At 66.0% G+C, this 26,189-nt stretch carries 23 protein-coding genes; 13 read left to right on the forward strand and 10 right to left on the reverse strand.

Features of this window, described 5'->3' with window-relative positions:
* Positions 1-247: 247 nt before the first annotated feature.
* The gene (locus tag IB229_RS17025; RefSeq protein WP_192331093.1) at positions 248-1,246 is read left to right on the forward strand and encodes an AraC family transcriptional regulator; all 999 of its coding nucleotides are present in this window, start codon (positions 248-250) and stop codon (positions 1,244-1,246) included.
* A gap of 6 nt (positions 1,247-1,252) precedes the next feature.
* On the opposite strand, the gene IB229_RS17030 is transcribed toward IB229_RS17025, so the two are convergent.
* Positions 1,253-1,501 carry a hypothetical protein gene (locus IB229_RS17030; protein ID WP_192331094.1) on the reverse strand — a complete coding sequence of 83 codons (249 nt, stop codon included), beginning with the start codon at positions 1,499-1,501 and terminating at the stop codon, positions 1,253-1,255.
* Between the two features lie 88 nt (positions 1,502-1,589).
* On the opposite strand from IB229_RS17030, the gene IB229_RS17035 reads away from it, so the two are divergent.
* Both IB229_RS17035 and IB229_RS17040 read left to right on the forward strand, forming a co-directional pair.
* Positions 1,590-2,261 (forward strand): DUF502 domain-containing protein, encoded by a 672-nt coding sequence (locus IB229_RS17035; protein WP_192331095.1) that lies wholly within the window; start codon positions 1,590-1,592, stop codon positions 2,259-2,261.
* Positions 2,262-2,285: 24 nt separating this feature from the next.
* On the forward strand, positions 2,286-2,795 hold the full coding sequence (locus IB229_RS17040) for a hypothetical protein (protein WP_192331096.1): 510 nt from the start codon (positions 2,286-2,288) through the stop codon (positions 2,793-2,795).
* Here IB229_RS17040 and IB229_RS17045 read toward each other — a convergent pair whose 3' ends face one another.
* Positions 2,796-3,965, reverse strand: a complete 1,170-nt coding sequence (locus tag IB229_RS17045) for an MFS transporter (RefSeq protein ID WP_192331097.1) — start codon at positions 3,963-3,965, stop codon at positions 2,796-2,798.
* Positions 3,966-4,125: 160 nt separating this feature from the next.
* On the opposite strand from IB229_RS17045, the gene IB229_RS17050 reads away from it, so the two are divergent.
* The 3 genes from IB229_RS17050 (at position 4,126) to cobF (ending at position 6,838) form a co-directional block, all read left to right on the forward strand.
* Positions 4,126-4,905 (forward strand): dienelactone hydrolase family protein, encoded by a 780-nt coding sequence (locus IB229_RS17050; RefSeq protein ID WP_192331098.1) that lies wholly within the window; start codon positions 4,126-4,128, stop codon positions 4,903-4,905.
* A 413-nt stretch (positions 4,906-5,318) separates the two neighbouring features.
* Positions 5,319-6,026, forward strand: coding sequence for a 4'-phosphopantetheinyl transferase family protein (locus IB229_RS17055; RefSeq protein WP_192331099.1), 708 nt, complete (start codon positions 5,319-5,321; stop codon positions 6,024-6,026).
* Between the two features lie 44 nt (positions 6,027-6,070).
* Positions 6,071-6,838, forward strand: coding sequence for a precorrin-6A synthase (deacetylating) (gene cobF, locus IB229_RS17060; protein ID WP_192331100.1), 768 nt, complete (start codon positions 6,071-6,073; stop codon positions 6,836-6,838).
* Between the two features lie 87 nt (positions 6,839-6,925).
* Here cobF and metE read toward each other — a convergent pair whose 3' ends face one another.
* The gene (gene metE / locus IB229_RS17065) at positions 6,926-9,250 is read right to left on the reverse strand and encodes a 5-methyltetrahydropteroyltriglutamate--homocysteine S-methyltransferase (protein ID WP_192331101.1); all 2,325 of its coding nucleotides are present in this window, start codon (positions 9,248-9,250) and stop codon (positions 6,926-6,928) included.
* Between the two features lie 246 nt (positions 9,251-9,496).
* On the opposite strand from metE, the gene metR reads away from it, so the two are divergent.
* The 6 genes from metR (at position 9,497) to IB229_RS17095 (ending at position 16,101) form a co-directional block, all read left to right on the forward strand.
* The gene (metR, locus tag IB229_RS17070) at positions 9,497-10,414 is read left to right on the forward strand and encodes a transcriptional regulator MetR (RefSeq protein WP_192331102.1); all 918 of its coding nucleotides are present in this window, start codon (positions 9,497-9,499) and stop codon (positions 10,412-10,414) included.
* Positions 10,415-10,446: 32 nt separating this feature from the next.
* Positions 10,447-10,743 carry a putative quinol monooxygenase gene (locus tag IB229_RS17075; protein WP_192331103.1) on the forward strand — a complete coding sequence of 99 codons (297 nt, stop codon included), beginning with the start codon at positions 10,447-10,449 and terminating at the stop codon, positions 10,741-10,743.
* A 233-nt stretch (positions 10,744-10,976) separates the two neighbouring features.
* On the forward strand, positions 10,977-12,590 hold the full coding sequence (locus tag IB229_RS17080) for an FMN-binding glutamate synthase family protein (protein ID WP_192331104.1): 1,614 nt from the start codon (positions 10,977-10,979) through the stop codon (positions 12,588-12,590).
* 145 nt (positions 12,591-12,735) lie between these two features.
* A complete protein-coding gene (locus IB229_RS17085; RefSeq protein ID WP_192331105.1) occupies positions 12,736-13,656 on the forward strand; it encodes a bestrophin family protein in 921 nt (306 codons plus the stop codon).
* A gap of 75 nt (positions 13,657-13,731) precedes the next feature.
* Positions 13,732-14,472 carry a glutathione S-transferase family protein gene (locus tag IB229_RS17090; RefSeq protein ID WP_192331106.1) on the forward strand — a complete coding sequence of 247 codons (741 nt, stop codon included), beginning with the start codon at positions 13,732-13,734 and terminating at the stop codon, positions 14,470-14,472.
* 459 nt (positions 14,473-14,931) lie between these two features.
* Positions 14,932-16,101, forward strand: coding sequence for an OpgC family protein (locus IB229_RS17095; protein WP_192331107.1), 1,170 nt, complete (start codon positions 14,932-14,934; stop codon positions 16,099-16,101).
* Between the two features lie 59 nt (positions 16,102-16,160).
* Here the strand turns inward: IB229_RS17095 and IB229_RS17100 are convergent, their stop codons facing one another.
* A complete protein-coding gene (locus IB229_RS17100) occupies positions 16,161-17,561 on the reverse strand; it encodes an amino acid permease (protein WP_192331108.1) in 1,401 nt (466 codons plus the stop codon).
* A gap of 353 nt (positions 17,562-17,914) precedes the next feature.
* Positions 17,915-18,586, reverse strand: a complete 672-nt coding sequence (locus IB229_RS17105; protein WP_192331109.1) for a class I SAM-dependent methyltransferase — start codon at positions 18,584-18,586, stop codon at positions 17,915-17,917.
* A gap of 97 nt (positions 18,587-18,683) precedes the next feature.
* Here IB229_RS17105 and IB229_RS17110 point away from each other — a divergent pair, with 97 nt between their 5' ends.
* Positions 18,684-21,785 (forward strand): transglycosylase domain-containing protein, encoded by a 3,102-nt coding sequence (locus IB229_RS17110; RefSeq protein ID WP_192331110.1) that lies wholly within the window; start codon positions 18,684-18,686, stop codon positions 21,783-21,785.
* Positions 21,786-21,808: 23 nt separating this feature from the next.
* Here the strand turns inward: IB229_RS17110 and IB229_RS17115 are convergent, their stop codons facing one another.
* From IB229_RS17115 to IB229_RS17135, 5 genes are all read right to left on the reverse strand, one after another.
* Positions 21,809-22,030, reverse strand: a complete 222-nt coding sequence (locus tag IB229_RS17115) for a VF530 family DNA-binding protein (RefSeq protein ID WP_192331111.1) — start codon at positions 22,028-22,030, stop codon at positions 21,809-21,811.
* Positions 22,031-22,098: 68 nt separating this feature from the next.
* On the reverse strand, positions 22,099-22,626 hold the full coding sequence (locus IB229_RS17120) for an RBBP9/YdeN family alpha/beta hydrolase (protein ID WP_192331112.1): 528 nt from the start codon (positions 22,624-22,626) through the stop codon (positions 22,099-22,101).
* 31 nt (positions 22,627-22,657) lie between these two features.
* Positions 22,658-23,065 (reverse strand): hypothetical protein, encoded by a 408-nt coding sequence (locus IB229_RS17125; RefSeq protein WP_192331113.1) that lies wholly within the window; start codon positions 23,063-23,065, stop codon positions 22,658-22,660.
* 176 nt (positions 23,066-23,241) lie between these two features.
* Positions 23,242-24,369 (reverse strand): GNAT family N-acetyltransferase, encoded by a 1,128-nt coding sequence (locus IB229_RS17130; protein WP_192331114.1) that lies wholly within the window; start codon positions 24,367-24,369, stop codon positions 23,242-23,244.
* 303 nt (positions 24,370-24,672) lie between these two features.
* A complete protein-coding gene (locus tag IB229_RS17135) occupies positions 24,673-26,010 on the reverse strand; it encodes an OprO/OprP family phosphate-selective porin (protein ID WP_192331115.1) in 1,338 nt (445 codons plus the stop codon).
* Positions 26,011-26,189: the final 179 nt, after the last annotated feature.

The following is a 26,189-nucleotide window of genomic DNA, read 5'->3' on the forward strand; positions in this document are numbered from 1 at the left end:
GGCCTGTGCCACAACCGAAAAATTAACAAATACCCTTCAATTACAATAACTTAAAACAAATACAACAAGCCTTTACCCCGGCCAATTTGGCGGGTTCCCGCCAAGCACGCGGCGGGTTTCCCCCGCCTTCTGGTGGGAAACGACGCCGCTGCGCATCACTCGTCCCCATACCCGCTCGCACGCCTGCGGCTTGTTCGCAGATGGTTGCCCGGCCTACCATCCGGCCAGTATTGTCACGAGTCGGGTCATGCGCGAACGCACCATCGCCAGTCACTTCGTCCGCGCCGCCTTGCGCGGTGCCGAACGCATGGGTCAGGACTACAGCGGCCTGCTGCGTGAACTGGGGATCCAGCCGGCGCTGCTCGACGAGCCGCGCGCACGCCTGGCGCCCGAGCAGTTCACTCGCCTGCTGCAGGGGCTGTGGGCGCTGCTCGACGACGAATACATGGGCTTCGGCCCCAGTCGCAGCCGGCGCGGCACCTTCGCCATGATGTGCCATGCGATCATCCACTGCCGTTCGCTGGAGAAAGCCTTGGTACGCGGCATGCTGTTCTACGGCCTGTTTCCCGATGCCCCTGGCGTGCGCCTGGAGCGCGAGGGCGAGATGGCCCGGCTGAGCATCGACAGCGCGGCGCTATGGGACCCGGACCACTTCCTCACCGAGAGCCTGCTGGTGATCTGGCACCGCCTCGGCAGCTGGCTGATCGGCCAGCGCATCCGCCTCGAGGAAGCCACCTTCGACTATCCCGAACCGGCGCACATCGGCGAGTACGACCTGCTGTTCCCCTGCCCCCAGCGTTTCGCCGCCGGCGGTACCAGCCTGCTGTTCCATGCGCGCTACCTGAACATGCCGCTGCTGCAGGACGAACGCACGCTCAAGCAGTTCCTCGACCACTCCCCAGCCGACCTGCTGGCTCGCCCCGACGGCGGCGACAGCCTGATCAGCCGCATCCGCCGCCTGCTCGGCCGCGACTGCGCCAACTGGCCGGACCTGGAACAGGTCGCCCAGCAGCTGCATATCAGCCCGCAGACCCTGCGCCGCCACCTGCGCGAGGAAGGCAGCAGCTTCCAGGAACTCAAGGATCACCTGCGCCGCGACCTGGCCATCTACCACCTGGGCCGCGACGAGCTGTCGATCCAGACCCTGGCCGAGCAACTGGGCTTTTCCGAGCCGTCGGCATTTCACCGCGCATTCAAGAAATGGACCGGGCTCACCCCTGGCGCCTACCGCGCGCAGGAGAACTGACGTGTTCTACGGTTTCTGCTCACGCTTCATCAGGTGCAAGGTCAGGATGAACCGCGCCGGCACCAGCGCCAACAGGCCGAGCATGCCCAGCAAGGCGATCAGGGTGATGCCCCGTGGCGTCTGCGTCAGCTCGCTGAAGAAGCCCAGCAGCACCGCCACGAGCAACGCCGCCAGGCCGAACCACTGGGCCAGTTGCGCCCAGCGAAATATGGCCGAATGCTGCACCCGCTCGAGATTGTCCCTTGCTTCGCTCATGCTCTCGCCCCTGTCGACCGCTGCCCAGGCATCAGCCTAGCCAGCCATGCGCAACCCGCCCACACGCCAGCCCAACGGACGCCCACCCATGTTCAAACGCAGCTTCAATTCTCTGCTCGGCACCTGGCTCGCCGGCCTGCTGGTGCTCCTGCCGCTGGCCCTGAGCCTGGCGCTGCTCGGCTGGGTCGCCAGCCTGCTGAACCGCCTGATCGGTCCGACCAGCTTCGTCGGCCGGCTGTTCTCCGAAGTCGGCCAGCCATTCGTTACCAGCCCGATGCTGGCCTGGGCACTCGGCACCCTGCTGTTGCTGGCGGCGCTCTACCCCATCGGCCTGGCCGTGCAGCTGGGTCTGAAGGAGCCGCTGAGCCGGCTGATCGACCTGACCCTGCGGCGCATCCCACTGTTCGGCAAGCTGTACAGCCTGACCGACCGCTTCGTCGGCCTACTGGACCAGAAGCAGGACGCCGACCTCGCCGCCATGAGCCCGGTCTGGTGCTTCTTCGGCGGCGACGGCACCGCCGTGCTGGCCCTGCTGCCGAACCCGCAACCGGTGGAGATCGATGGCCGCGCGTACCACGCGATCCTGGTGCCCACCGCGCCTATCCCGGTCGGTGGCGGGTTGCTCTACGTGCCGGTGGAATGGGTCAAGCCGGCCGAGATGGGCATGGACCGGTTCACCAGCATCTACGTCTCGATGGGTATCACGCCGCCGACGCCAACCGCGGCCGCCCTGGCCAAGCCATCCCTTCTACAACCGTAATCCGCCACAACAAGGAGCAAGCCGATGGGCTATTTCGAAGGACTGACAGACGCCGTGTTCAAGCAGGACAGCAACGGCGACAGCGTGTTCTACCCCTGGGGCGCGCTGGGCAAGGGTCGCGTAATCAAGGACCCGGCCACCCGCGAGCAACTGCGCAATTTCATGCTGTTCTACTACAAGATTTCGTTACCGCTGGTGATCGTGATCGCGGTATTCCGCCAATGGTGGCTACTGGGTGTGGTGGTGGTCGCGCTGACGGCCTGGTTCCTCATCAAGAGCCGCGTGCTGCTCAAGGACTGCCCGGTGAGCACGGAACGCCTGACGCTCAAGGAGGGCTATCGCAACTCCGCCGCCAGCCACAACACCTTCACCCTGTGGCTGCTGCTGATCGTGTCGCTGCTGTTCAGCGTGCTCGGCGCACTGATGCTGGCCCTCGGCGAGCCGCTGCCGGGGATACTCGTGCTCGCGCTGTTCGGCACCTGCAGCGTGGCCTTCGGCTACATGCTCAAGAGCAAATCCGCCGCACGCGGTTGATCACAGCTTGCGCGCGCTCCACGCGGCCAGGCCGAACACCGCGGCCAGGGTCGCCAGCAGCGCGCCCCAGCCGGCGTGCTGCCAGACCCAGCCCGCGGCATAGCCGATCAGGCTGGAACCCAGGTAGTAGGCGCACAGGTACAGCGCCGAGGCCTGGGCGCGGGCCTGGGTCGCACGCTGGCCGACCTGGCCGCTGGCCACCGAATGGGCGGCGAAAAAGCCCAGGGTGAACAGCCCCAACCCCAGCGCCACCGCCGCCAGCCAGGGCAGCGCACAGAGCGCAAGGCCCAGCAGCATCAGGCCGATACCACTCTGCAACACCTGTCGCGCGCCGAAGCGCGACACCAGGCGCCCGGCCCATCCGGCGCTGAAGATACCGCCCAGGTAGACGACGAACAGCAAGCCGATGACCGTCGACGACAGCGCGAACGGCGGCGCCGCCAGGCGAAAGCCGATGTAGTTGAACAACGCGACGAAGCCGCCCATGAGCAGGAATGCCTGGAGGAACAGCCGGCGCAGCTGCGGGTTGCCCAGATGCAGGGCGAAGTTGCCGAGCACGCCGCGTAGCGACAGCGGCTGCGCCTGGAAATGCCGCGAAGGCGGCAGCAGCCAGAGGAACAGCAGCAGGCTGAGCAGCCCCAAGCCGGCGATACCCGCCAGCGCCAGATGCCAACCGCCGATGTCCGCCAGCAGGCCGGCGAGCAAACGTCCGAGCATGCCGCCCAGTGCCGTGCCGCCGATGTACAGGCCCATCGCTGCCGGCAGCGAGCGCGGGTCGAACTCTTCGCCGACATAGGCCATCGCCAGCGCCGGCAATCCGCTCAACGCCAGGCCCAGCAGCGCGCGCAGCACCAACAGCGCCGGCCAGGCATCGACGAAGGCGCAGGCCAGCCCGAGCAAGCTGGCGAGGCCCAGCGCCGCGGCCATCACCGGCTTGCGGCCCCAGCTTTCCGCCAGGGCCGCGGACAGCAGCAGGCTCAGTGCCAGGCTCAGGGTGGTCAGCGACAGTGCCAGGCTGCTGCTCGCGGCCGACACGGCGAAGTCCGCGGCCAGCAGCGGCAACAGTGGCTGGACGCAATAGAGCAAGGCGAAGGTGCAGAAACCGGCACAGAACAGTGCCAGAGTGGCCCGCCGGTAAGCAGCGGTGCCTTGCAGCAGATGGGAGTCCATAGATCGAGTGAACGGCGAGTCGACAGCGGAACGGATGGTCAGGCTATCACAACACGCTTAGCTGGCTAACTGTTTGCCGAAAACCACCACAGAAACTCTCCCGTCGCGAGCAAATGCATCAATACTGTCCGCTCCACAGCCATTTCTGGAGAGAGGTGCCATGTACAAGATTCTGTTCGGCCTGCTGCTGTGTTGCAGCACCCTGGCCCACGCCGCGGTACAAACCCGCGAGATTCCCTACACCGGCCCGGACGGCACGCAGCTGATCGGCTACCACGCCTGGGACGATGCGGTCAGCGGCAAGCGCCCGGGCGTCATCGTCGTGCATGAGTGGTGGGGGCTGAACGACTACACCAAGCGCCGCGCCCGCGAACTCGCCGCCCTCGGCTACAGCGCCCTGGCCATCGACATGTACGGCGAAGGCAAGAACACCACCCACCCGAAGGACGCCATGGCCTTCATGAACGCCGCACTGGCCAATACCGATGCCGCCAAGGCGCGCTTCGAGACCGGCCTGGCGCTGCTCAAGGCGCAACCGCAGACCGACCCGCAGCGCCTGGCCGCGATCGGCTACTGCTTCGGCGGCAAGGTGGTCCTGGACATGGCGCGCCAAGGCGTACCGCTGGCCGCGGTGGTCAGCTTCCACGGCGCGCTGGTCACCGCCACACCGGCGACCAAGGGCAGCGTCAAGGCCAAGGTGCTGGTCGAGCACGGTGAAGCGGACAGCATGATCACCGCGCAACAGGTCACCGACTTCAAGGCCGAGATGGACGCGGCCGGTGCCGACTACCAGTTCGTCTCCCTGCCCGGCGCCAAGCACGGCTTCAGCAACCCGGATGCCGATGCGCACAAGGGCCACGGCCTCGACCTCGGTTACCAGAAAGCCGCCGACGAGCGCTCCTGGGCCGACATGCAGGCGCTGTTCAAGCAGGTGTTCTAAGCCGCTAAAACCCGCAGAACCATAGGGTGGATCACGACTCACCGATCCACCAGGCGAAGCCTACCGTGTGAAGCTGAGGCGCCGGCTAATGCGATCTGAATGCCGCCCGTCACCATGCGCGGGCGGTGCGCACGGCGCACCCTACGACAGCAGATGCGCACGGCTCGTGGCTCAAGCCGCCTTTCTACCCCGCAAAAAAAAACGGGAGCCCAATTGGGCTCCCGCACTCGATCAGTAGAGCAAAACCGCAGCAGCGCATTTTCCGCCGCGGCTAAAACCTCACCAGCGTTCAGTGGAACGCTGGTGCCAGTCTGGCAAAAACCAAGCGGTTGCTCTGTAGCGCTTCGTTATCGCCGTGCAAAGAAATGTAAACGGCTGGTCCGCCTCCCGGCGACGCGGCAGAATACCGACCCATGACATCCGCCCCGCTCCCCGCCTTCTGCAGCCCCTTCGACACCACCTGGCCCGCGCCGCTGGCACTTGCCGGGGCGCACCTGCTGCGCCTGCGGTTCGACCCGGCGCAGTGGCAGGCCGAGGACTCGGCACGCTGCGGCATCACGCCGGTGCCAGGCGTGGCCAAGCGCCAGAGCGAACACCTGGCCGGACGCCTGTGCGCCCGTGAAGCGCTGCGCCAACTGGGCGAATCCGGCACACCCGGCCGCGACGAAGACGGCGCGCCGCGCTGGCCTGCTGGCACGCTCGGCTCGATCAGCCACGGCGCGGGCCAGGCTGCCGCCCTCGTCGCCCACAGCAGCCAATGGCAAGGCCTGGGCCTGGACCTGGAAAAACGCCTGAGCGTCGAACGCGCGCGCAAGCTGGCCGGGGAAATCCTCACCCCAGCCGAGCTGCAACGCGCCGGCGACCTGCCCAACGAGGGCTTCGCCCTGCTGGTGACGCTGACCTTCTCGCTCAAGGAAAGCCTGTTCAAGGCGCTCTACCCACTGGTGCGCCAGCGCTTCTATTTCCACGACGCCGAACTGCTGGCCTGGGCCGACGACGGCAGCGCCCGCCTGCGCCTGCTCATCGACCTGTCGCCCGCCTGGCATAGCGGTCGTGAGCTGAACGGCCAGTTCGCCCTTTACGACGACCGCCTGCTGAGCCTGGTCGCCATTCCCGCCTGAGCGGATAATCCGTGCCTCGCACGCTCGCAGCAGACTGAGACCCCATGAAGAAGATCCTGATCATCGGCATTGGCGCCGGCAACCCCGAGTACATGACCATCCAGGCGGTCAAGGCGCTCAACACCGTCGACGTGTTTTTCCTCATGGACAAGGGCGCGAGCAAGGGCAAGCTGATCGACCTGCGCGTTGAGATCTGCGAGCGCTTCATCACCGAGCGCGAGTACCGCTTCGTCGAGGCCACCAGCCCGGAACGCGAACGCGGGGGCGGCGACTACACCGCGGCGGTGGTCGACCTCAACCTGGCCAAGCAGCAGACCTTCGAGCGCCTGATCGGCGAGGACATGGCCGATGGCGAATGCGGCGCCTTCCTGGTCTGGGGCGACCCGGCGCTGTACGACAGCACCATCCGCATCCTCCAGGCCGTGCTCGCCGAAGGCCGCCTGCAGTTCGAGTTCGACGTCATCCCCGGCATCAGCAGCGTCCAGGCCCTCGCCGCGCGGCACAAGGTGCCGCTCAACCGCATCGGCCGCCCCATCGAGATCACCACCGGCCGCCGCCTGGCCGAGCGCCTGCCGGACACCGACAGCGTGGTGGTGATGCTGGATGCCGAGGACAGCTACCAGCACCATGTCGACCAGGACCTGGACATCTACTGGGGCGCCTACATCGGCACGCCGGACGAACTGCTGATCGCCGGCAAGCTCAAGGATGTCGCCGACCAGATCGAACGCGTGCGCAAGCAGGCCCGCGCCGACAACGGCTGGATCATGGACACCTACCTGATGCGTCGGCGCGAGGGCGAGGATTCCTGAGCACGCTGTAGGAGCCAGCTTGCTGGCGATGCTCGTTGTGCAAGCCCGCTGATCGCCAGCAGGCTGGCTCCTACGAAAAGCCCCGAATCAGGCCAGTTCGCTGCGTAGCTGACGCGCGGCCGCCACCATGTTCACCAGCGCCGCTTCGGTTTCCGGCCAGCCGCGGGTCTTCAGTCCGCAGTCCGGGTTGACCCACAGGCGCTCGGCCGGCACACGCTGCGCCGCCTTGCGCATCAGGCGCACCATCTCGCCGGTGTCCGGCACGCGCGGCGAGTGGATGTCGTACACGCCCGGGCCGATCTCGTTGGGGTACTCGAAGGCCTCGAAAGCATCCAGCAGCTCCATGTCCGAACGCGAGGTCTCGATGGTGATCACGTCGGCGTCCATGGCAGCGATGGACTCGATCACGTCGTTGAATTCGCTGTAGCACATGTGGGTGTGGATCTGCGTCTCGTCACGCACGCCGGAGGCGGTCAGGCGGAATGATTCGGTGGCCCAGTCCAGGTAGCCCTGCCATTGCGCCTTGCGCAGCGGCAGGCCTTCGCGGAAGGCCGCTTCGTCGATCTGGATGATGCGGATGCCGGCGGCTTCCAGGTCCACCACTTCGTCGCGAATGGCCAGGGCCAGTTGCCGCGCCTGCTGCTCGCGGGAAATGTCGTCACGCGGGAACGACCACATGAGCATGGTCACAGGACCGGTCAGCATGCCCTTCATCACCTTGCGAGTCAGGGTCTGCGCGTAGCGGATCCACGCCACGGTCATCGGCTGCGGGCGGCTCAGGTCGCCGTAGATTACCGCCGGTTTCACGCAGCGCGAACCGTAGCTCTGTACCCAGCCGAAGCGGGTGAAGGCATAGCCGTCGAGCTGCTCGGCGAAGTATTCGACCATGTCGTTACGCTCGGCTTCACCGTGCACCAGCACGTCCAGGCCAAGCTTTTCCTGCACATCCACCGCGTGGCGGATTTCGCTGTGCATGGCTTCGGTGTACTCGGCCGCGCTCAGCTTGCCCTGCTTGAACGACTGCCGCGCCAGGCGAATCGCCGCGGTCTGCGGGAACGAACCGATGGTGGTGGTGGGGAATGCCGGCAGGTCGAGGTGCGCGCGCTGCAAGTCGATACGTTTGACGAACGCCGACTGACGCTGGCTGTCGGCCTGGGTGATCGCCGCGAGGCGCGCCTGCACCTGCGGTTTGTGGATGCGCGGCGACTGCGCGCGGCTGGCCTGCACGGCGCGACTCTGCGCCAGCGCGGCCTGCACCTTGGCGTTCTGCGGGTCGCTCAGGGCGGTGGCGAGCACGGCGACTTCCTCGCACTTCTGCACGGCGAAGGCCAGCCAGCTCTGCAGTTCGGCGTCCAGCTTGTCTTCCCGGCCCAGGTCGACCGGGCTGTGCAGCAGCGAGCAGCTCGGCGCCACCCACAGGCGATCACCGATGCGCTCCTGGGCCTGCTGCAGGATGTCCAGCGCCTTGTGCAGGTCGGTGCGCCAGACGTTGCGGCCGTTGACCACGCCTAGGGACAACACCTTGTAGGCCGGCAGGCGGTCGAGGATGCTCGGGAACTGCTCCGGGGCGCGCACCAGGTCGATGTGCAAGCCATCCACCGGCAAGCCCGCGGCCAGGCCGAGGTTGTCTTCCAGGCCAGAAAAATAGGTGGCGACCAGCTTCTTCAGCGGTTCGCGCTGCAGCAGGTTGTAGCCGCGCTCGAAGGCATTCTTCCAGTCCTGCGGCAGGTCGAGGGCGAGGATCGGCTCGTCGATCTGCACCCATTCGACGCCCTGGGCGGCCAGGCGCTGGAGGATTTCGCCGTAGACCGGCAGCAAACGCTCGAGCAGGTCCAGGCGGTTAAAATTCTTTGTTTCAGAAGCAACCCCGCCCTTCTCCTTGCCCAGCCACAGGTAGGTCAGCGGGCCGATCAGCACCGGCTTAACGGTGTGGCCGAGGGCGCGGGCTTCCTCGACCTCCTCGAACAGCTGCTCCCAGCTCAGGGCAAACTGCTGGTCGGCACTGAACTCGGGGACCAGGTAGTGGTAGTTGGTGTCGAACCACTTGGTCATTTCTTGTGCATGGGCGCTGCCGCAGCAGCTGTGCTGGCTGCTCTTACTTCCAGAAACACCGCGCGCCATACCGAACAGAGTGTCCAGGGTCGGCTTGCCACCGTGGGTGTGGAAGCGCTCGGGGATCACGCCGAAGGTCAGCGAGTGGGTCAGCACCTGGTCGTACCAGGCGAAGTCGCCGACCGGCAGCAGCTCGATGCCGGCGTCCTTCTGCACCTGCCAGTGACGAGCGCGCAGCTCGCGGCCAACGGCACGCAGGCCGGCTTCGTCCAGTTCACCCTTCCAGTGGGCTTCGAGGGCTTTTTTCAGTTCACGGTCGCGACCGATGCGGGGAAATCCTAGGGTGTGGGCGAGCGCCATGGGTCCGTCTCCTGGTAAGTGGATGACGGCTATTCTCGACACCCGACCCCGCATGAGACAAACTCAACCTATTCGTGATGATCTACGATTTCGCTCATGATCAAACGTGAGGGTCTTTCGTGGGTTTCACCCGTTCCAGACAATGCATGATCACCAAAAGCTGGATAACGCTGCGCTTATCCACCGCCAAACCGCACACGCTCAATGGATGAACAGGCGTCATCCACCCTATATGCCGAGGCTCGCATGCTCGAAATCCGCCACCTGAAGACCCTGCATGCGCTGCGTGAAGCGGACAGCCTGGTCGACGCCGCCGACCGCCTGCACCTGACGCAATCGGCCCTGTCCCACCAGTTCAAGGAGCTAGAAGAGCGCCTGGGCATGCAGCTGTTCGTGCGCAAGACCAAGCCGGTGCGCTTCACCAGCGCCGGCCTGCGCCTGCTGCAACTGGCCGACAGCATGCTGCCGCAGCTGCGCGGCGCCGAGCGCGACCTGGCGCGCCTGGCCGGTGGTACCGCCGGGCGCCTGCATATGGCCATCGAATGCCACAGCTGCTTCCAGTGGCTGATGCCGACCATCGACCAGTTCCGCGATGCCTGGCCGGAAGTGGAGCTGGACCTGGCCTCGGGCTTCTCCTTCGCGCCGCTGCCGGCCCTGGCCCGCGGCGACCTCGACCTGGTGGTGACCTCCGACCCCGTCGACCTCGCCGGCATCACCTACGTGCCGCTGTTCACCTACGAGGCGCTGCTGGCCGTGGCCAACCAGCATCCGCTGGCGAGCAAGCCCTACATCGTTGCCGAAGACCTCGGCAGCGAAGTGCTGATCACCTACCCGGTGGACCGCGACCGCTTGGACATCTTCACCCGCTTCCTCGAACCGGCCGATATCGAACCGGCACAGGTGCGCACCTCTGAGCTGACGGTGATGATGATGCAACTGGTCGCCAGCGGCCGCGGCGTTTGCGGCCTGCCCAACTGGGCGCTGCACGAGTACAGCTCGCGCGGCTACGTCACCGCCCGCCGCCTGGGCGAGAAAGGCCTGTTCGCCACCCTCTACGCCGGCATCCGCACCGACATGCTCGACGCACCGTTCATGCGCGATTTCCTGCTGACGGCCAAGGACACCTCGTTCGCCAACCTCGAAGGGGTGAGCGTGGCGCGCTAGCGCTTCCCGCCCGGCAACCCAGTGAGCACGCCATGCTGAAAGTGATCGCCCAAGACTTCATCAAGCCAGAGTTCATCGACCGGGTCCTGCCGCTGTATGCGCAACTGGTGGAAAGCACCCGGCGCGAAGAGCGCTGCATCGCCTACGAGCTGTTCATCGACCAGAAAGACCCCGGCCACTTCATCTTCATCGAGGAATGGCCCGACCGGGCCGCACTGGATTTTCACTGCCAGACCGAGCACTTCCGCGCGCTGGTGCCACAGATCAACCAGTACCAGCGCCAGGAAGGCACGTTCCTGCTGATGGATGCCTTCGCCCCGCCGAGCTGACCCAGGCATCAATGCGGCGGCGATCAGGGCCACGCAATCCTGGCCGCCTCCGCGTTCAGCGGTTAGGCTCTGAGCACCTGTTTCGGATCGCCGGCAGGGTACGCCGGGCCGCCTGGTCCATGCGCACCCTATATGGGGCCTTACCGACCTGTAGAGTCGGGGTTGCCAGGTGACGTGAATGACCCGCGAAGGTCGCAAACAGGTACCAACCGTCCTTCCGCCCGGAGCCGTGCATGAGCCTGTCACTGCTGAACCGTTACGCCTTTTTCGCGTTCTGTGTGTTGTTCACCCTGCTCAGCCTGCCGTTTCTCGGCGCCCATGAATGGCTGTGGGCCCTCACCCTGCTCAGCGGCGTGCTGAGCCTGGTCGGCATCAACGACCTGCTGCAGAAGCGCCAGGCGGTACGGCGCAACTACCCGATCCTCGGCAACATCCGCTACCTGGTCGAGGGCATCCGCCCGGAGATCCGCCAGTACCTGCTCGAGGCCGATGGCGACAAGCTGCCGTTCTCCCGTGCCGAACGTTCGCTGGTGTACGCGCGGGCCAAGAACGAGAGTGCGGACAAGGCCTTCGGCACCCTGGCCGATGTCTACCAGAGCGGCTTCGAGTTCATCGGCCACTCCATGCTGCCGGCCGATCACTGCGACCCCGCCAGCTTTCGCGTCAGCATCGGCGGGCCGCAGTGCACGCAGCCGTATTCGGCCTCGGTGTTCAACATCTCGGCGATGAGCTTCGGCTCGCTCAGCGCCAACGCCATCCGCGCGCTCAACCAGGGCGCCAAGCTTGGCGGCTTTTACCACGACACCGGCGAAGGCAGCATCAGCCCCTACCACCGCGAATACGGCGGCGACCTGGTCTGGGAGCTGGGCAGCGGCTACTTCGGCTGCCGTGACGAGCAGGGCCGTTTCAGCCCGGAACGCTTCACCCAGCAGGCACTCAGCCCACAGGTGAAGATGATCGAGATCAAGCTCAGCCAGGGCGCCAAGCCGGGCCACGGCGGTATCCTGCCCAAGCACAAGGTCACCGAGGAAATCTCCCAGACCCGCGGCGTACCGATGGGCGTGGACTGCATCTCGCCGGCACGCCACAGCGCCTTCTCCACGCCGATCGAGATGCTCCAGTTCATCGCGCAACTACGTCAGTTGGCGGGAGGAAAGCCGGTCGGCTTCAAGTTCTGCCTGGGCCACCCGTGGGAGTTCATGGGTATCGCCAAGGCCATGCTGGAGACCGGCATCCTGCCGGACTTCATCGTCGTCGACGGCAAGGAAGGCGGCACCGGCGCCGCGCCCGTGGAATTCACCGACCACATCGGCGTGCCGCTGCGCGAGGGCCTGCTGTTCGTGCACAACACCCTGGTCGGGCTCAACCTGCGCGACAAGATCCGCCTGGGCGCCAGCGGCAAGATCGTCAGCGCCTTCGACATCGCCAGCGTGCTGGCCCTGGGCGCAGACTGGGCCAACTCGGCACGCGGCTTCATGTTCGCCATCGGCTGCGTTCAGTCGCAGAGTTGTCACACCAACAAATGCCCGACCGGGGTTGCCACCCAGGACGGTCTGCGTCAGCGCGCTCTGGTGGTGCCGGACAAGGCCCAACGGGTGCAGAACTTCCACCGCAACACGATGCGCGCGCTGAGCGAAATGCTTGCCGCCGCCGGCCTCGATCACCCCTCGCAGGTGCAGGCCAAGCACCTGGTGCGGCGCATGTCGGCCAGCGAGATCAAGCTGTTCTCGCAGCTGCACGTGTTCCTCAAACCCGGCGAGCTGCTCAGCGGCGAGATTTCCGGCGAGTTCTATGCGCGCATGTGGGGCATGGCGCGGGCCGACAGTTTCGAGGCCAACACGCTGTAGATTCACGGCCCGTCCCAGGGCGCGCCGCGTCTGGCCGGCACTCGTCGAGCGCGCGGACTTTTCCCCGGGCGACCTGTTCACTCACCGGATGGCGGCGCATAATCCGCGCCGTCATCGCCCCGCCCGCCCTGGATACACCCCCGACATGATCGTTCGTCCGCGCCCCAGCGCGCTGCAGCTGTTCTTCATCCTGCGTGGTTCCATCTTTCCCGATATCGCCGCCAAACTGTTCACCATCACCGCGCTGTCATGCCTGGTGGTCGGCCTCTACGAATTCGGCTGGCTGAACTGGCTCAGCCACCTCAGCGCCCCGCCCTTCTCCCTGCTCGGCCTGGCCCTGTCGGTGTTCCTCGGCTTTCGCAACAGCGCCTGCTACGACCGCTGGTGGGAAGCGCGCAAGCAATGGGGCGAACTGATCATCCAGGCCCGCGGCCTGGCCCGGGAAAGCCAGGCGCTGCTGATCGCTGACGAACTCACCCCGCTGCGCCGACGCACGGTGCGCCGCTGCATCGGCTTCGCCCACGCCCTGGCCGCTCACCTGCGCGACCAGGACACGGTGGCCGCCAGCGCCGCCTGGATCGAGGCCAACGAAGTCGAGCAGCTGCGCCAACGGCGCAACGTGCCGGAAGCGCTGCTCGGCTGGATCAACCAGGATTTCGCCAGCTGCGTGCGCCAGCAGCACCTCAGCGACGTGCTCTACCGCAGCCTGGAACAGCGCCTGGACCGCATGGCCACCATCCAGGCCGTGTGCGAGCGGATCAAGAACACGCCGACCCCCTTCGCCTACTCCCTGCTGCTGCACCGCACCGCCTGGCTGTTCTGCCTGCTGCTGCCGTTCGGCCTGGTCAGCTCCCTGGAGCTGCTTACGCCGGTGCTGGTGACGATCATCGCCTACACCTTCTTCGGCCTCGATGCCCTGGGTGACGAGCTGGAAGAACCCTTCGGCCTGAGCGACAACGACCTGCCACTGAACGCCATGGTGCGCAGCATCGAGATCGATCTGCTCGACGCCCTCGGCGAGCCGCTGCCGGCGCCGTTGCAGCCCCAGGGCTACCTGCTCAACTAGGCAACCGATCCAAGACTCGGCGGTCACCGCGCCGGCCACTACACTGGCCGGCCTTCCACCGACCGCGAGCCGCCGATGCGTACCCTCTACCAGTTCCCGATTTCCCATTACTGCGAAAAGACCCGCTGGCACCTCGACCACAAGGGCCTCGACTATCAGGTGGATGACCTGTTCCCCGGCCTGCATCGCCTCAAGAGCAAGCGCCTGGCTGGCATCGTCACCCTGCCGATCCTGCAGGATGGCGCCAAGGTGGTCGGCGACTCGACCGACATCGCCCTGTACCTGGAAGCGCAGTACCCCGACCGCCCGCTGCTGCCCGACGACCTCGCCGAGCGCGCCGAGGTGCTGGCCCTGGAAGAACGCTTCGACCGCATGGGCGTGCACGTGCGCCGCTGGCTGTATGGCCAGATCAGGCAGTGGGACAGCGTGATGCACGCCATGCTCAAGGTCTATCGCCCGCTGTTCGGCCTGCGCGACCTGATGAAGCCGGTGCTGATCAACGGCGTGCAGAAGCTCTACGGCGTCACCCCGGAGCGGGTGGCCAAGTCCCAGGCCGAACTGCTGCTGGGCCTGGAGCTGATCGAGGAGAAGATCGGCGGCGACCCGTCGCGCTACCTGGTCGGTGAGCGCCTGAGCCTGGCCGACATCGCCGCGGCCTCGCTGTACGCGCCGATGTTCACCCCGGCCGGTACACCCTGGGCTGACATCGCCGGGCACGACGCGCAGACCCAGGCCTTCCTCGACGAGGTGTTCGCCCGCCCTGCCGGCCAGTGGATCCTGCGCCGCTACGCCGAGGACCGGCAGCGGCGCACCTGAAAATCATGAGCAGGTTCTGCGCTCCAGGAGACATAAGTGGCCTTCTGGGGCGCGGCAGCTTGGACCCTGCTTTACCACCTGTGCGGGTCACCAGTGGCCTGCGCCGATGCTCCACGTAGGGTGCGCCATGCGCACCGGCCAGCCCGCAGATGCCTTGTGGTGCGCATGGCGCACCCTACGGAAGCTACGAAATTCCGCCGTCGTCCACTGTCAGCGGGCATTACCCAAATCGCTGCAGACTCTGTATCGCCTCCAGCCTGGTCCATACGTCGCCGCACAGATGACCGCTGGTCACGCCAGCGGATCGTCCGCAATCGTCACGCAGTCTCACCGAATAGACCCGCTGCGAATCCTGCAGGCCTGGCGCCCCTCCCGGCGCGGTGGCCCGCGGTCGCGGCGGGTCGATGCGTATGCCAAGCCGTCGGAGCGGTTCCCTCGGCCCCAAGCGAGTAAGCCAGCATGCCGCAGACCGGACGCGACCTACGTATCGACCTCTTCCGTGGTTTGGCATTGGTGTTCATCTTCTGGGACCACATCCCGGGGAACCCTCTGGGCCAGGTCACGCCACGCAACGTCGGCCTCAGCGATGCCGCGGAAATCTTCGTTTTCCTCGCCGGCTACGCCGCCGTGCTGGCCTACGGCAAGCTGCTGCGCCGCGACGGCTATCTGGTCGCCTGCCTGCGCATTCTGCGGCGCGTGTGGGTGCTGTACGTGGCGCACATCTTCCTGCTGGCGGTGCTGATGGGCATCGTGTTCTTCACCAACAACCATGTGGAGCAGAAGGACTTCGTCGGCGCCATGGGACTCGACTACTTCCTCGCCCACCCGCAGCAGGCGGTCACCGACGAGCTGCTGCTGCGCTTCAAGCCCAACCTGATGGACCCGCTGCCGCTGTACATCGTGCTTCTGATGGCGCTGCCGGTGATCCTGCCGCTGCTGCTGCGCGCGCCGCTGCTGACTGTGGCGCTGTCGAGCGTGATCTACCTGCTCGCACCGCTGCCGCAGATGAACTTCGCCGGCCCGCAGGGCAGCGAGTGGTTCTTCAACCCGCTGGCCTGGCAGTTGCTGTTCGTCCTCGGTGGCGCCGCCGCGCTGCACGCCCAGCAGCGCCCGGCCGATGCACCGGAGCCCCGCGCGAGCAGCCCGCTGTTCATCACCTGCGCGGTGTACCTGGTGGTCACCGGCCTGCTCGCGCTGTCGTGGAAATGGCCGCAGCTGCACGACACCTGGATGCCGGAAGCGGTGAAGGCGGTGATCTACCCGATCGACAAGACCGACCTGTCGCCACTGCGCCTGTTGCACTTCCTCGCCCTCGCCTACTGCGTGGCCGTGCTGCTGCCCAAGGGTGACTGGCTGGAGCGCTGGCCGGCGCGGGAAATGTGCCGCATGGGCCGCTACTCGCTGGAAGTGTTCTGCCTCGGCGTGCTGCTCGCCCCGCTGGCAGACGCCGGCAACGCATTGCTGCAGGACCGCTGGCCGGCGCAGATCGGCACCGCCCTGCTCGGCCTGCTGCTGATGATGGCCCTGGCCGGCTGGCTGGACTTCATCAAGCGGGTCGGCGAACGCAAGGTCGAACGCCAGCAGGCCATCCCGAAAAGCAGCCTGAAGCTGCGCCCCAGCCCGGCCTGATCGTACATGCATGAAAAAAAGGAGCCGCTTGGCTCCTTTTTTCTTCAGTGCGGTCCGGTTCAGGCAGCCGGTTCGCCCGCCACCGGGGCGAGGTTCTTCGGCGACAGCTTGAACACGTGGTACAGCACCACCAGCAGGGCGAGGAACGCCGGGCCCACGTAGAGGGCGATGCGGGTATCCGGGAAGTACGCCATCAGCCCGACCACCAGCACCAGGAAGGCCATCGCCAGGTACGAGCTGAGCGGGAACAGCCACATGCGGAAGGTCAGCTTGTCGCGCTGCGCCGGGGTCAGGCTGCGGCGGAACTTGAGTTGCGCCAGCAGGATCATCGCCCAGGTCCAGATCGCGCCGAAGGTGGCGATCGAGGTCACCCAGACGAACACCTGCTCCGGTACCAGGTAGTTGAGCAGCACGCCGAACAACAGCGCCACGCCGGAAACCAGCAAGGCGCGACGCGGCACGCCGTTGGAGGTGACGGCGAAGGCACGCGGCGCCTGGCCTTGCTGCGCCAGGCTGTAGAGCATGCGCCCGGTGCTGAAGATGCCACCGTTGCAGGAGCTCAGCGCGGCGGTGATGACCACGAAGTTGATGATGCCGGCGGCGGTCTTGATGCCCATCGCCTCGAAGGTCATCACGAACGGGCTGCCCTGGGTGCCGATCTCGTTCCACGGGTAGATCGACATGATCACGAACAGCGCGCCGACGTAGAACAGCAGGATGCGCCAGAACACCGAGTTGATCGCCTGCGGAATGGTCTTCTGCGGGTTCTTCGCTTCACCGGCGGTGAGGCCGATCATCTCCACGCCGAGGTAGGCGAACATCACCATCTGCAGCGACATCAGCACGCCCTGGATGCCGTTGGGCATGAAGCCACCGTGGCTCCACAGGTTGCCAATACCGGTGGCGACGCCGTCGTTGCCGAAGCCGAACATGATCATCCCGGCACCGGCGACGACCATGGCGATGATGGTGACGATCTTGATCAGGGCGAACCAGAACTCGAACTCGCCGAAGGCACGCACGGCAATCAGGTTGACCGAGCCCATGCTGATCAGCGCAGCCAGCGCCCAGATCCAGCGCGGCACGTCGGGGAACCAGATCTGCATGTAGATGGCCACGGCGGTGATTTCCGCCACGCAGGTCACCAGCCAGAGGAACCAGTAGTTCCAGCCGGTGAGGAAGCCCGCCAGCGGGCCGAGGTAGTCCTGGGCGTAGCGGCTGAAGGAGCCGGCGACCGGGTTGTGCACGGCCATTTCGCCGAGCGCGCGCATGATCACCAGGATGGCCAGGCCACCGATGATGTAGGACAGCATGATGGCCGGGCCGGCCATCTGGATGGCTTTGGCCGAGCCGAGAAACAGACCGACGCCGATGCAGGCGCCTAGCGCCATCAGGCGGATGTGCCGCTCACCGAGATCGCGGTGCAGCGTTTCATGCTGGGGTTGGTTACCGACAGACATGCAGCGATACCTCATTTTGTATTTATTGGGAGGATTCGGCCGCAAGCGCGGAAAAACGCGGCGGATAGCCACGTGAACCGGACTCTGCTGCTCGCCCCGATGGGGGCCGGACAGCCAGGCTGAAGTCGTTGGGACCGAGATCGGCGGCGAGTCTTGCACAAAGATGGGGCAGCGTCATGCCCCGTGCCAGAGCGGTTGCGTCGGATTTGGCAACCCGCGCGCGGCTTTACCGCGACGCCTGGCCCGGCCGCAGCAACATCTGCTGACATTTGCCCTAAAAACAGAAAAACATCTTAAATTTCAGTTATTTGTCAGAAAGGCGACATTCGTCGGCAAGCCGCGTCCACTGTCGATCAACCTGCGGCACGCATCACCAGCAACAACGAACGCGGCATACCCTGCGCATCGCTCGGCTCACGCAACGAACACAGGCTGAAACCAGCGGCGCGCAGCACCTCCAGCCAGGACTGCAGGGTGCGGAAATACCAGGGCATCGGCGCGGCGAAGCCGTCACCGAAACCGGCGAAGGTCTCCAGCCGCCAGCCATCGCGGTAGCCCTGCTCACCGCTGGCCGTCCAGGGGTGAACGGTCTGGATCAGCAGGTGTCCGTCGGGCTCGAGCAGGGCGTGCAGTCCCAGCAGCAATGGCAGCAGCGCCTCGTCGAGCAGCGCGAAGTTGGCCACCAGCAGATCGAAACGCCCCAGCTCGCCGCGCCCGGCGGCCAGGTCGGCGTAGCTGCACACGCGATAGTCCAGTGCCGACACCTGCCGCGCGGCCTCGACCAGCGCCGCACAGGCGTCTACACCCAGCGTGTCGACGCCCTGCTCGGCCAGCACGCGACACAGCCAACCCTCGCCGCAACCGATGTCCAGCACCCGCCGTGGCGCCCGCTCGGCGATGGCCTCGAGCAACGCGGCATCGGTGATCTGCCGGCTGGCGATGCGCCGCTCGCGCACCGCGCGGGTCCAGCCGGCAGCGTTGCACTGCCAGCTGTGCATCAGCTGGGTCTGGGTGTCGCCGCTCACGGTCATCGTCCCCCGCCGTGGAGAAAAGCCTGCAGCCTCGTGCCTGGCGGCTAAGCTTTCCACAAGAGCAAGCTTCGCGTGTAGCCAGGCCATCACTATGGGCGCTTTATGGCAGTCAGACACACCGCAGACCGCGCTCCCGGTGAGCGGACCCGCTCCGCTTTCGCCGAAAACTCCGTCGTCGCGCCTGCGTACCCGGATCATCGCCTCACTGGCCGTGGTGCTGATCCTTCTGTTGCTCGGCCTGCTGGCCCTGCACGAATTCAACAGCGCCACCCTGCAGGCACGCGAGTTCAGCCGCTATGCCGCCACCCTCACCTACCAGGTACAACCCGGCCCGAGTGACGCCATCCACTTCCCCGGCAACGGCCCCTTCGACAAACGCCTGGGCTATGCCCATCTGCCCTTGCTGCTGGAGCGCCTGCAGCAGCGCAACTACCTGATCCGTCAGCAGGCGCGCTTCTCCCCGGCCCTGCTCGACTACACCGCGCGCGGCTACTTCGCACCATTCACCGAGAAGCTGCAGAGCGGCCTGAGCATCGGCGACTGCCGCGGCGAGCCGCTGTACCAGTTTCGCTACCCGCAGCAGCTCTACCCGCGCTTCGACAGCATTCCACCGCTGGTGGTGAGCAGCCTGCTGTTCATCGAGAACCGCCACCTGCTCGACAGCGACCAGCCGACCGCCAACCCGGCGGTGGACTGGCCACGCTTCGCCAAGGCGGCGCTGTCGCAGGTGGGCAAGAACTTCGCCGTACAGGAACAGTCGGCCGGCGGCAGCACCCTGGCCACGCAACTGGAGAAGTACCGCCACTCGCCGGATGGCCTGACCCTGTCGGCGATGGAAAAGCTGCGGCAGATGGTCTCCGCCAGCGTGCGCGCCTACCAGCAGGGGCCGCAGAGCTTTGCCGCGCGCCAGGCCATCGTGCGTGACTACCTCAACAGCGTGCCGCTCTCCGCCGCGCCAGGGCACGGCGAGGTGCACGGCCTGGCCGACGGCTTGCGCGTCTGGTACGGCGCCGACTTCGCGCAGGTCAACGCCCTCCTCGACCCGCAGCGCACGCCCCGGGCCAGCCTGGCCGAACGGGGCCGCGCGCTGCGCCAGGTGCTGTCGCTGATGATTGCCCAGCGCCGGCCGTCCTATTACCTCTCCCACAAACAGGGGCGCGAGGAACTGGCAGCGCTGACCGACAGCCATATCCGCCTGCTCGCCAGCGGTGGCGTGATCGACGCGCAGCTGCGCGAGGCGGCCCTGGCGCAGCACCTGGCGTTCCGCGACCTGGAGCAGCAACCGGCAATCCAGCCGGTGCGCAGCAACAAGGGCATCGCCGCTGCCCGCACGCGCTTGTCCAACCTGCTCGACATGCCGCTGTACGACCTCGACCGCCTCGACCTCAGCGCCAGCAGCACGCTCAACGCCGACTTGCAGCAGCAGGTCAGCGACTACCTCGCACGCCTGGCCGATCCCGCGTTCGCCGGGCAGATCGGCCTGTTCGGCGAGCGCCTGCTCTCGCCCGAGAAAACCGCCGAGGTGCGCTACAGCTTCACGCTGTTCGAGCGCACCCCCGATGGCGCCCGCGTGCGCGTGCAGACCGACAACACCGAGCAGCCGTTCGACATCAACGAAGGCAGCAAGCTGGAGCTGGGCTCCACCGCCAAGCTGCGCGTGCTGACCACCTACCTGCAGGTGATCGCCGAGCTGCACCAGCGCTATGCCGGGCAGCGTGCCGAGGAGCTGCGCAAGGTCGAGGCGGCCGAACAGGACCACCTGACCCGCTGGGTCATCGACCAGTTGCTCGCCACACCGCAGCGCAGCCTCGCCGAACTGCTCGACGCCGCGCTGGAGCGTAAATACTCGGCCAGCCCCTACGAACGCTTCTTCACCGGCGGCGGGTTGCACAGCTTCAGCAACTTCCGCCGCGAGGACAACGGGCGCATCCCGACCCTGCGCGAGTCACTGCGCGAATCGATCAACCTGCCCTTCATCCGCCTGCTGCGCGATTTGGTGCGCTACAGCACCTACCACGGCGAGAGCAACAGCGCCGAGCTGCTCAAGGACGATCATCACCCGCAGCGCGCCGACTACCTGAGCCGCTTCGCCGACCGTAAAGGCACCACCTTCCTCCTGCGCTTCTGGCGCAAGTACCAGGGCAAGAGCGCCCAGGAGCGCCTCGACACCTTCCTCGATGGCCTGCGTCATACGCCCACCCGACTGGCCGCGGTGCACCGCTACCTGATGCCGGAAGTCGACGAAGCCACCTTCGCCGCCTTCCTCGAGGCACACCTGCCGGCGGAAAAACTCAGCGAGAAACGCCTGCAGGCGCTGTACCGCGACTACGGCCCGGGGGCCTGGAGCCTGCCCGACCAGGGCTACATCGCCCGCGTGCACCCGCTGGAGCTGTGGCTGCTCGGCTACCTGATCGAACACCCGCAGGCGAGCTTCAAGGACGCCGTGGCCGCCAGCGTCGACGAGCGCCAGGAGGTCTACGGCTGGCTGTTCAAGACCCGCCACAAGAGCGCGCGCGACAGCCGTATCCGCAGCATGCTGGAGGTCGAAGCCTTCCTCGACATCCATCAGCGCTGGCAGCGCCTGGGCTATCCGTTCGATCACCTGGTGCCGTCGCTGGCCACCGCCATCGGCAGCTCCGGCGACCGCCCGGCCGCGCTCGCCGAACTGATCGGCATCATCCAGAACGACGGCATCCGCCAGCCCAGCGTGCGCCTCGACACCCTGCACTTCGCCGCCGGCACGCCCTACGAAACGCTGCTGCAGCAGGACACCGAGCGTGGCCAGCGCGTACTGCCGAGCGAAGTCGCCGCGGCGCTGCGTGGTGCCCTGGCGCAGGTGGTCGAAGCAGGCACCGCGCGGCGCCTGCACGGCAGCTTCAACCTGGCGGATGGCACGCCGCTGACCGTGGGCGGCAAGACCGGTACCGGCGACAACCGCATCGAGAGCGTCACCCGTGGCGGCCACGTGCTCAGTTCACGGGCGATGAACCGCACGGCGACCTTCGTCTTCTACCTGGGGCCCAGGCACTTCGGCACGCTGATCGCCTTCGTCCCGGGGCGCGACGCGGAGGGGTTCCGCTTCACCTCGGGGCTGCCGGTGCAGGTGCTCAAGGGCATGGCGCCGATTCTCTCACCCTACCTCGAACCTGGTAGCCAGAGCGGCTGCGCGGCAGCGTCGAGCACAGCGCAGTAGCGCCGGTTGCCTGGTGTGGCGGATTACTGCCTGGCGCGCATCGCCACGAACAACGCCTCGACCTGCTCGCGCGCCCAGGGCGTCTTGCGCAGGAAGGTCAGGCTCGAGTTGATGCTCGGGTCATTCTTGAAGCAGCGCACGTCGATACGCGCGGCCAGGCCGTCCCAGCCGTACTGGGCGACCAGCTCGGTAAGCAGCTTTTCCAGGGTGATGCCATGCAGCGGGTTCTTGGCTTGTTCGGTCACGACGGGCCTGCGTGTAGGGGTAACGGCGGGGTCGCCACTTTAACGCAACTTGGCGCGAGCGGCTGCGCTCAGCCGAGCAGCGCGTCGAGCAAGGCGCGCCCCTGCGGCCACTCGCCCAGGCCACTGTCGCCGTTGATGTGTCCGGCGGCGCCGATGCTCTGCCAGCGGCTGCCCCAGCTTTCGGCCAGGGCACGGGTGTACGCCACACTGGCGTAGGGATCGTCGTCGCTGGCGATCAGCAGGCTGGGGAACGGCAAGGTCGCACGCGGCAACGGCGCAAAGCCCTGCAGGTCCAGTTCAGCAGCCGGGCCGTCAAGATCCGGCGGCGCCACCAGCAAGGCGCCGCGCACGCTCAGGCGCGTCTGCTGCGCCCAATGCGCCACCAGCGGGCAACCGAGGCTGTGCGCCACCAGCACGGTATCCGGCCCACTCTGCGCCACCGCCTGCTCCAGCTGTGCCACCCACTCGCTGCAACGCGGGTGCAACCAGTCACGCTGCTCGACCCGCCGACAGCGCGGATCGTTCAGCCACAGGCTCTGCCAATGACGCGGCCCGGAATCGCCGTAGCCGGGAATGATCAGGTAGGTGGTATGCATGGGAGCCTCGTTCCAGAGCGTTCGCTGCAGGTTAACCCGCCGTGCTCTGAAAATTGAAGACACGCCAGGCGCCCTGTTCGTCGCGGCGCAGTTCGATACTCAGCGGACAGGGATTCGCCGCACCGTCGTAACGCACCGTCACGCTCGGCATGTCCACCTCGCGCCCGGCCAGCCAGCGCCGCAATCGATTGCCCCGCGACTGCGGCGGGTGCGTCCACAGCGCCTGCCAACTGCCACGGCCACAGAGCTGCCGCGCGCTGATCCGGGCGAAGCTCGCCAGGTCCGCACCGAGCAGGCTGCGCTCGCGCAGCGTCAACGCGTAGGCGCCCTCGACGCGCCCCTGCTCCAGCTGCAGGAGAAACGCGTCGGCCACGGCAATGGCCTCCTCGTTGGCAGGTGTTGCCTGCAGCCAGATGCCAATGCCAACGCCGGCGACCATTAGCGCCACCGCAACGAGCGCAGCGACTCGCCAACCACGCGGGCTCACGGTTCACCCTGCTCGCACAATAGTCGCGACTGAGAGCAAAACAGCATGTGATCCATGAGCATCTCCGCGGTTGACAGTCCACACAGCATGGACTTCAGAAAGGCGATCATCCAAGTCTGCTCAGCAACTCAATCAGCGTGGCGATAGGGCAACAGGCTGCGTGCCTCGTCGGCGTAGGCGAGGATGCCGGCGGTTTCGTCTTCGAGAAAATCCGCTACCGCACCGCGCAAACCAGAGTGCAGCAGGTAGTGCCAGGAGCGGGTGATCACCGGTTCGAAGCCACGGATCAGTTTGTGCTCGCCCTGGGCGCCGGCATCGAAGCGACGCAGCCCGTGCGCCAGGGCGTAGTCCAGGCCCTGATAGAAGCAGGTCTCGAAGTGCAGGCGGTCGAAATCGCCCAGGCAGCCCCAGTAGCGGCCATAGAACGTATCGCCATCGACCAGGCTCAGGGCCATGGCCACCGGCTGCGCACCCTGACGGGCAATGACCACGCGAACCATCTCGGGCATGCGCTCGGCGAGCAGGCTGAAGAACGCGCGCGTCAGGTACGGCGGCCGCCGGCGCACGTGGTAGGTGTTGGCGTAGCAGGCGTAGATGAAATCCCACTGCGCCTCGCTCAGTTCGTGCCCGTTGTACCAGTCGAACGCGATGCCCTGCCCGGCCACCTGTCCACGTTCCTTGCGCAGTTGTTTGCGCTTGCGCGAGGTCAGCGCGTCGAGGAAATCCTGGAAGTCGCGGTAGTCACGGTTGAACCAGTGGTACTGGCAGCCGATGCGCGGCAACCAGCCTTCGCGGCCGGCGAGCAGCACATCGGCCTGGGCGTCGGTGAAATTGATGTGCAGGCTGGACAGGCCCTCGTCATCCAGGCCCGACGTGAGCACATCGAGCAGCTGCCCGGCAGCCTCCGGACTCCCCAGCAGGCGTGGCCCGGTGACCGGGGAAAACGGTACCGCACCGAGCAGCTTCGGGTAGTAGGCGATGCCCGCCCGGTGGCAGACGTCGGCCCAGCCCATGTCGAACACGTATTCGCCGTAGGAGTGGCTTTTCAAATAGGCCGGCAATGCCGCCACCGGCTGCCCCTGCGCATCCAGCCACACGCGATGGGCCGGCTGCCAGCCACTGTGCGCGGCCACGCTACCGCTGTCTTCGAGGGCGCTCAGAAAGGCGTGGCGCAGGAACGGTTGCGCCGCGGGCAGCAGGGCGTCCCAGGCGGCGGGGGCGAGTTGGTCAAGGCTGGAGAGAACGGTCATCGGCATGCCGCCAGTCTGGCGGTTTGCTTCGCCGAAAAAAAGCGTCGGCGTCTGTTGGATGCTGCGCCTGCGGTCTCGGCGGGCCCAGCATCATCGGCTCACCTGGACGAGTCACGTGCAAGCTGGTGCGCGCGCCACACCCGGCGGTCAGCACAACGGCGGGCAAAAAAAGAAGCCCGCGGGGCAGCCGGTGATGGCCATCGCGCAGGCAAAAAAAGCCCCGCATGGGCGGGGCTTGAGAGGAGCATTACGGATTTACAACATACGCAACCGGTCCACCGCCAAGGCTGTGGACTGGCTGTCTGGAACTTAGAACGCGTACTGGGCGCGGACTACGAAGCCATCACCACTGTCGTCGCCGGCAGCAACGCTGTTTTGAGCGTTGTCGACCTTGGCCTTGATGTAGGCACCAGAGATCTTGACGGACTCGTTGGCGTACCAGTTCACGCCCAGGTTATGCACCTTGGCTTCGACGTCGTCGGTCACTGCGATACCGCCAGCGGTGTCGTCTTCTACGTTCAGGCTGTCGTAGCGGTAGAACACTTCCCAGGCACCGATCTGCTTGTTGCTCGGCTTGAGGGAGTCGAACTTGCCGAGTTTGTAGCCGCGGGCTTCACCGGTCAGGGTGTAGGCCAGTTGCACGTAGTAGCCATCGGCATCTACGTCGTCATAGCCAGCACGCTCGGAGTCCATGCTGCGAGATACATATTCGCCCTGTACGGAGAACGGACCAGCAGCCCAGGCCGCTTCCAGACCGAAGGCAGCGTCGTCACCGTAGGCGCCCGAGTTAGCGCCGGTCACGCTACGGCCACCCAGCAGCAGACGGTTACCGTTGGTGCCGGCATCCTGGCCACCGTCGGTGCTCACGCCACGCATGCCCAGACGGCTGCGGATACGTGCATCGATAGCGGAGTCGGAGAGGTCACGGTAGGCGTAGTTCAGACCGAAGTGCAGAACGTTGCCAGCCTCGTGCATCGGTGCGAACACACCGCGCAGGTTGTACTGCTTGACGCTGTCGCCGTCTTCAGTCTGGGTGTCGACAGTGGTGCCGTCCTTGACGGTGATACCGGCAGAACCGTACAGACTGGAGCCTACGGAGCCGGAAAGCTGGATGCCCAGGCCGCCGTTGTGGCCGTTGGTCCAGTCAACCAGGTCATAGGCAGCGGTACGCTCAGGAGCAGTTACCCACTTGGAGCTGGTGGCTTTTTCCAGACCGAATTCCGGGTCGAAACGACCAACTTTGATCGCCAGCGGCTTGAAGCCGTTGTAGGTCAGGGACGCTTCGTCGAAGTAACCGTCGGAGCTGCGCTCGTCGCCACCGGAGTTGTGCGACAGGTCGTAGTTCACCTGGTAAGCCCAGTCAGTGAACATCACACCGCCGACTTCCAGGAAGGCGCGGCGGAAGTAGCCAGCGTCAGCGGTGTCGCCATTGACGGTGTAGAAGCCGTCGAAGCGGCTGTAGTCGGCCTGCACACGGCCGCCGATCTTGAAGCTGAACTCTTTGTCGGTGGTAGCGACTTCCAGACCGCCTTTGGTCTTGATCACGATATCGGCGCCGTCAGTAGTGACAGCACCGGCGAAAGCCTGGGCGGAGATGGCCAGAGCCAGGGCGCTGGCGGCAAAACCGGCGAAGTGCTTACGGATCATTCGAAGATTCCCCTAATTGGTCTTTAGCGTTGAAACACGCGGCAAGTGCCAGCGGTGTTGGAGGGGAATCTTGGCGGGGGGTTATTTCAGCTCAGTTGCTTTTAGATGAAAGTTAGATGACAAAGGAACTTTTTTACTTCAATCAGAAATAAGAGGCGCGAGGCTTTAGCCCGCGACTT

This window comes from Pseudomonas sp. PDM14 (assembly GCF_014851905.1).
In the GTDB taxonomy this organism is placed as follows: domain Bacteria; phylum Pseudomonadota; class Gammaproteobacteria; order Pseudomonadales; family Pseudomonadaceae; genus Aquipseudomonas.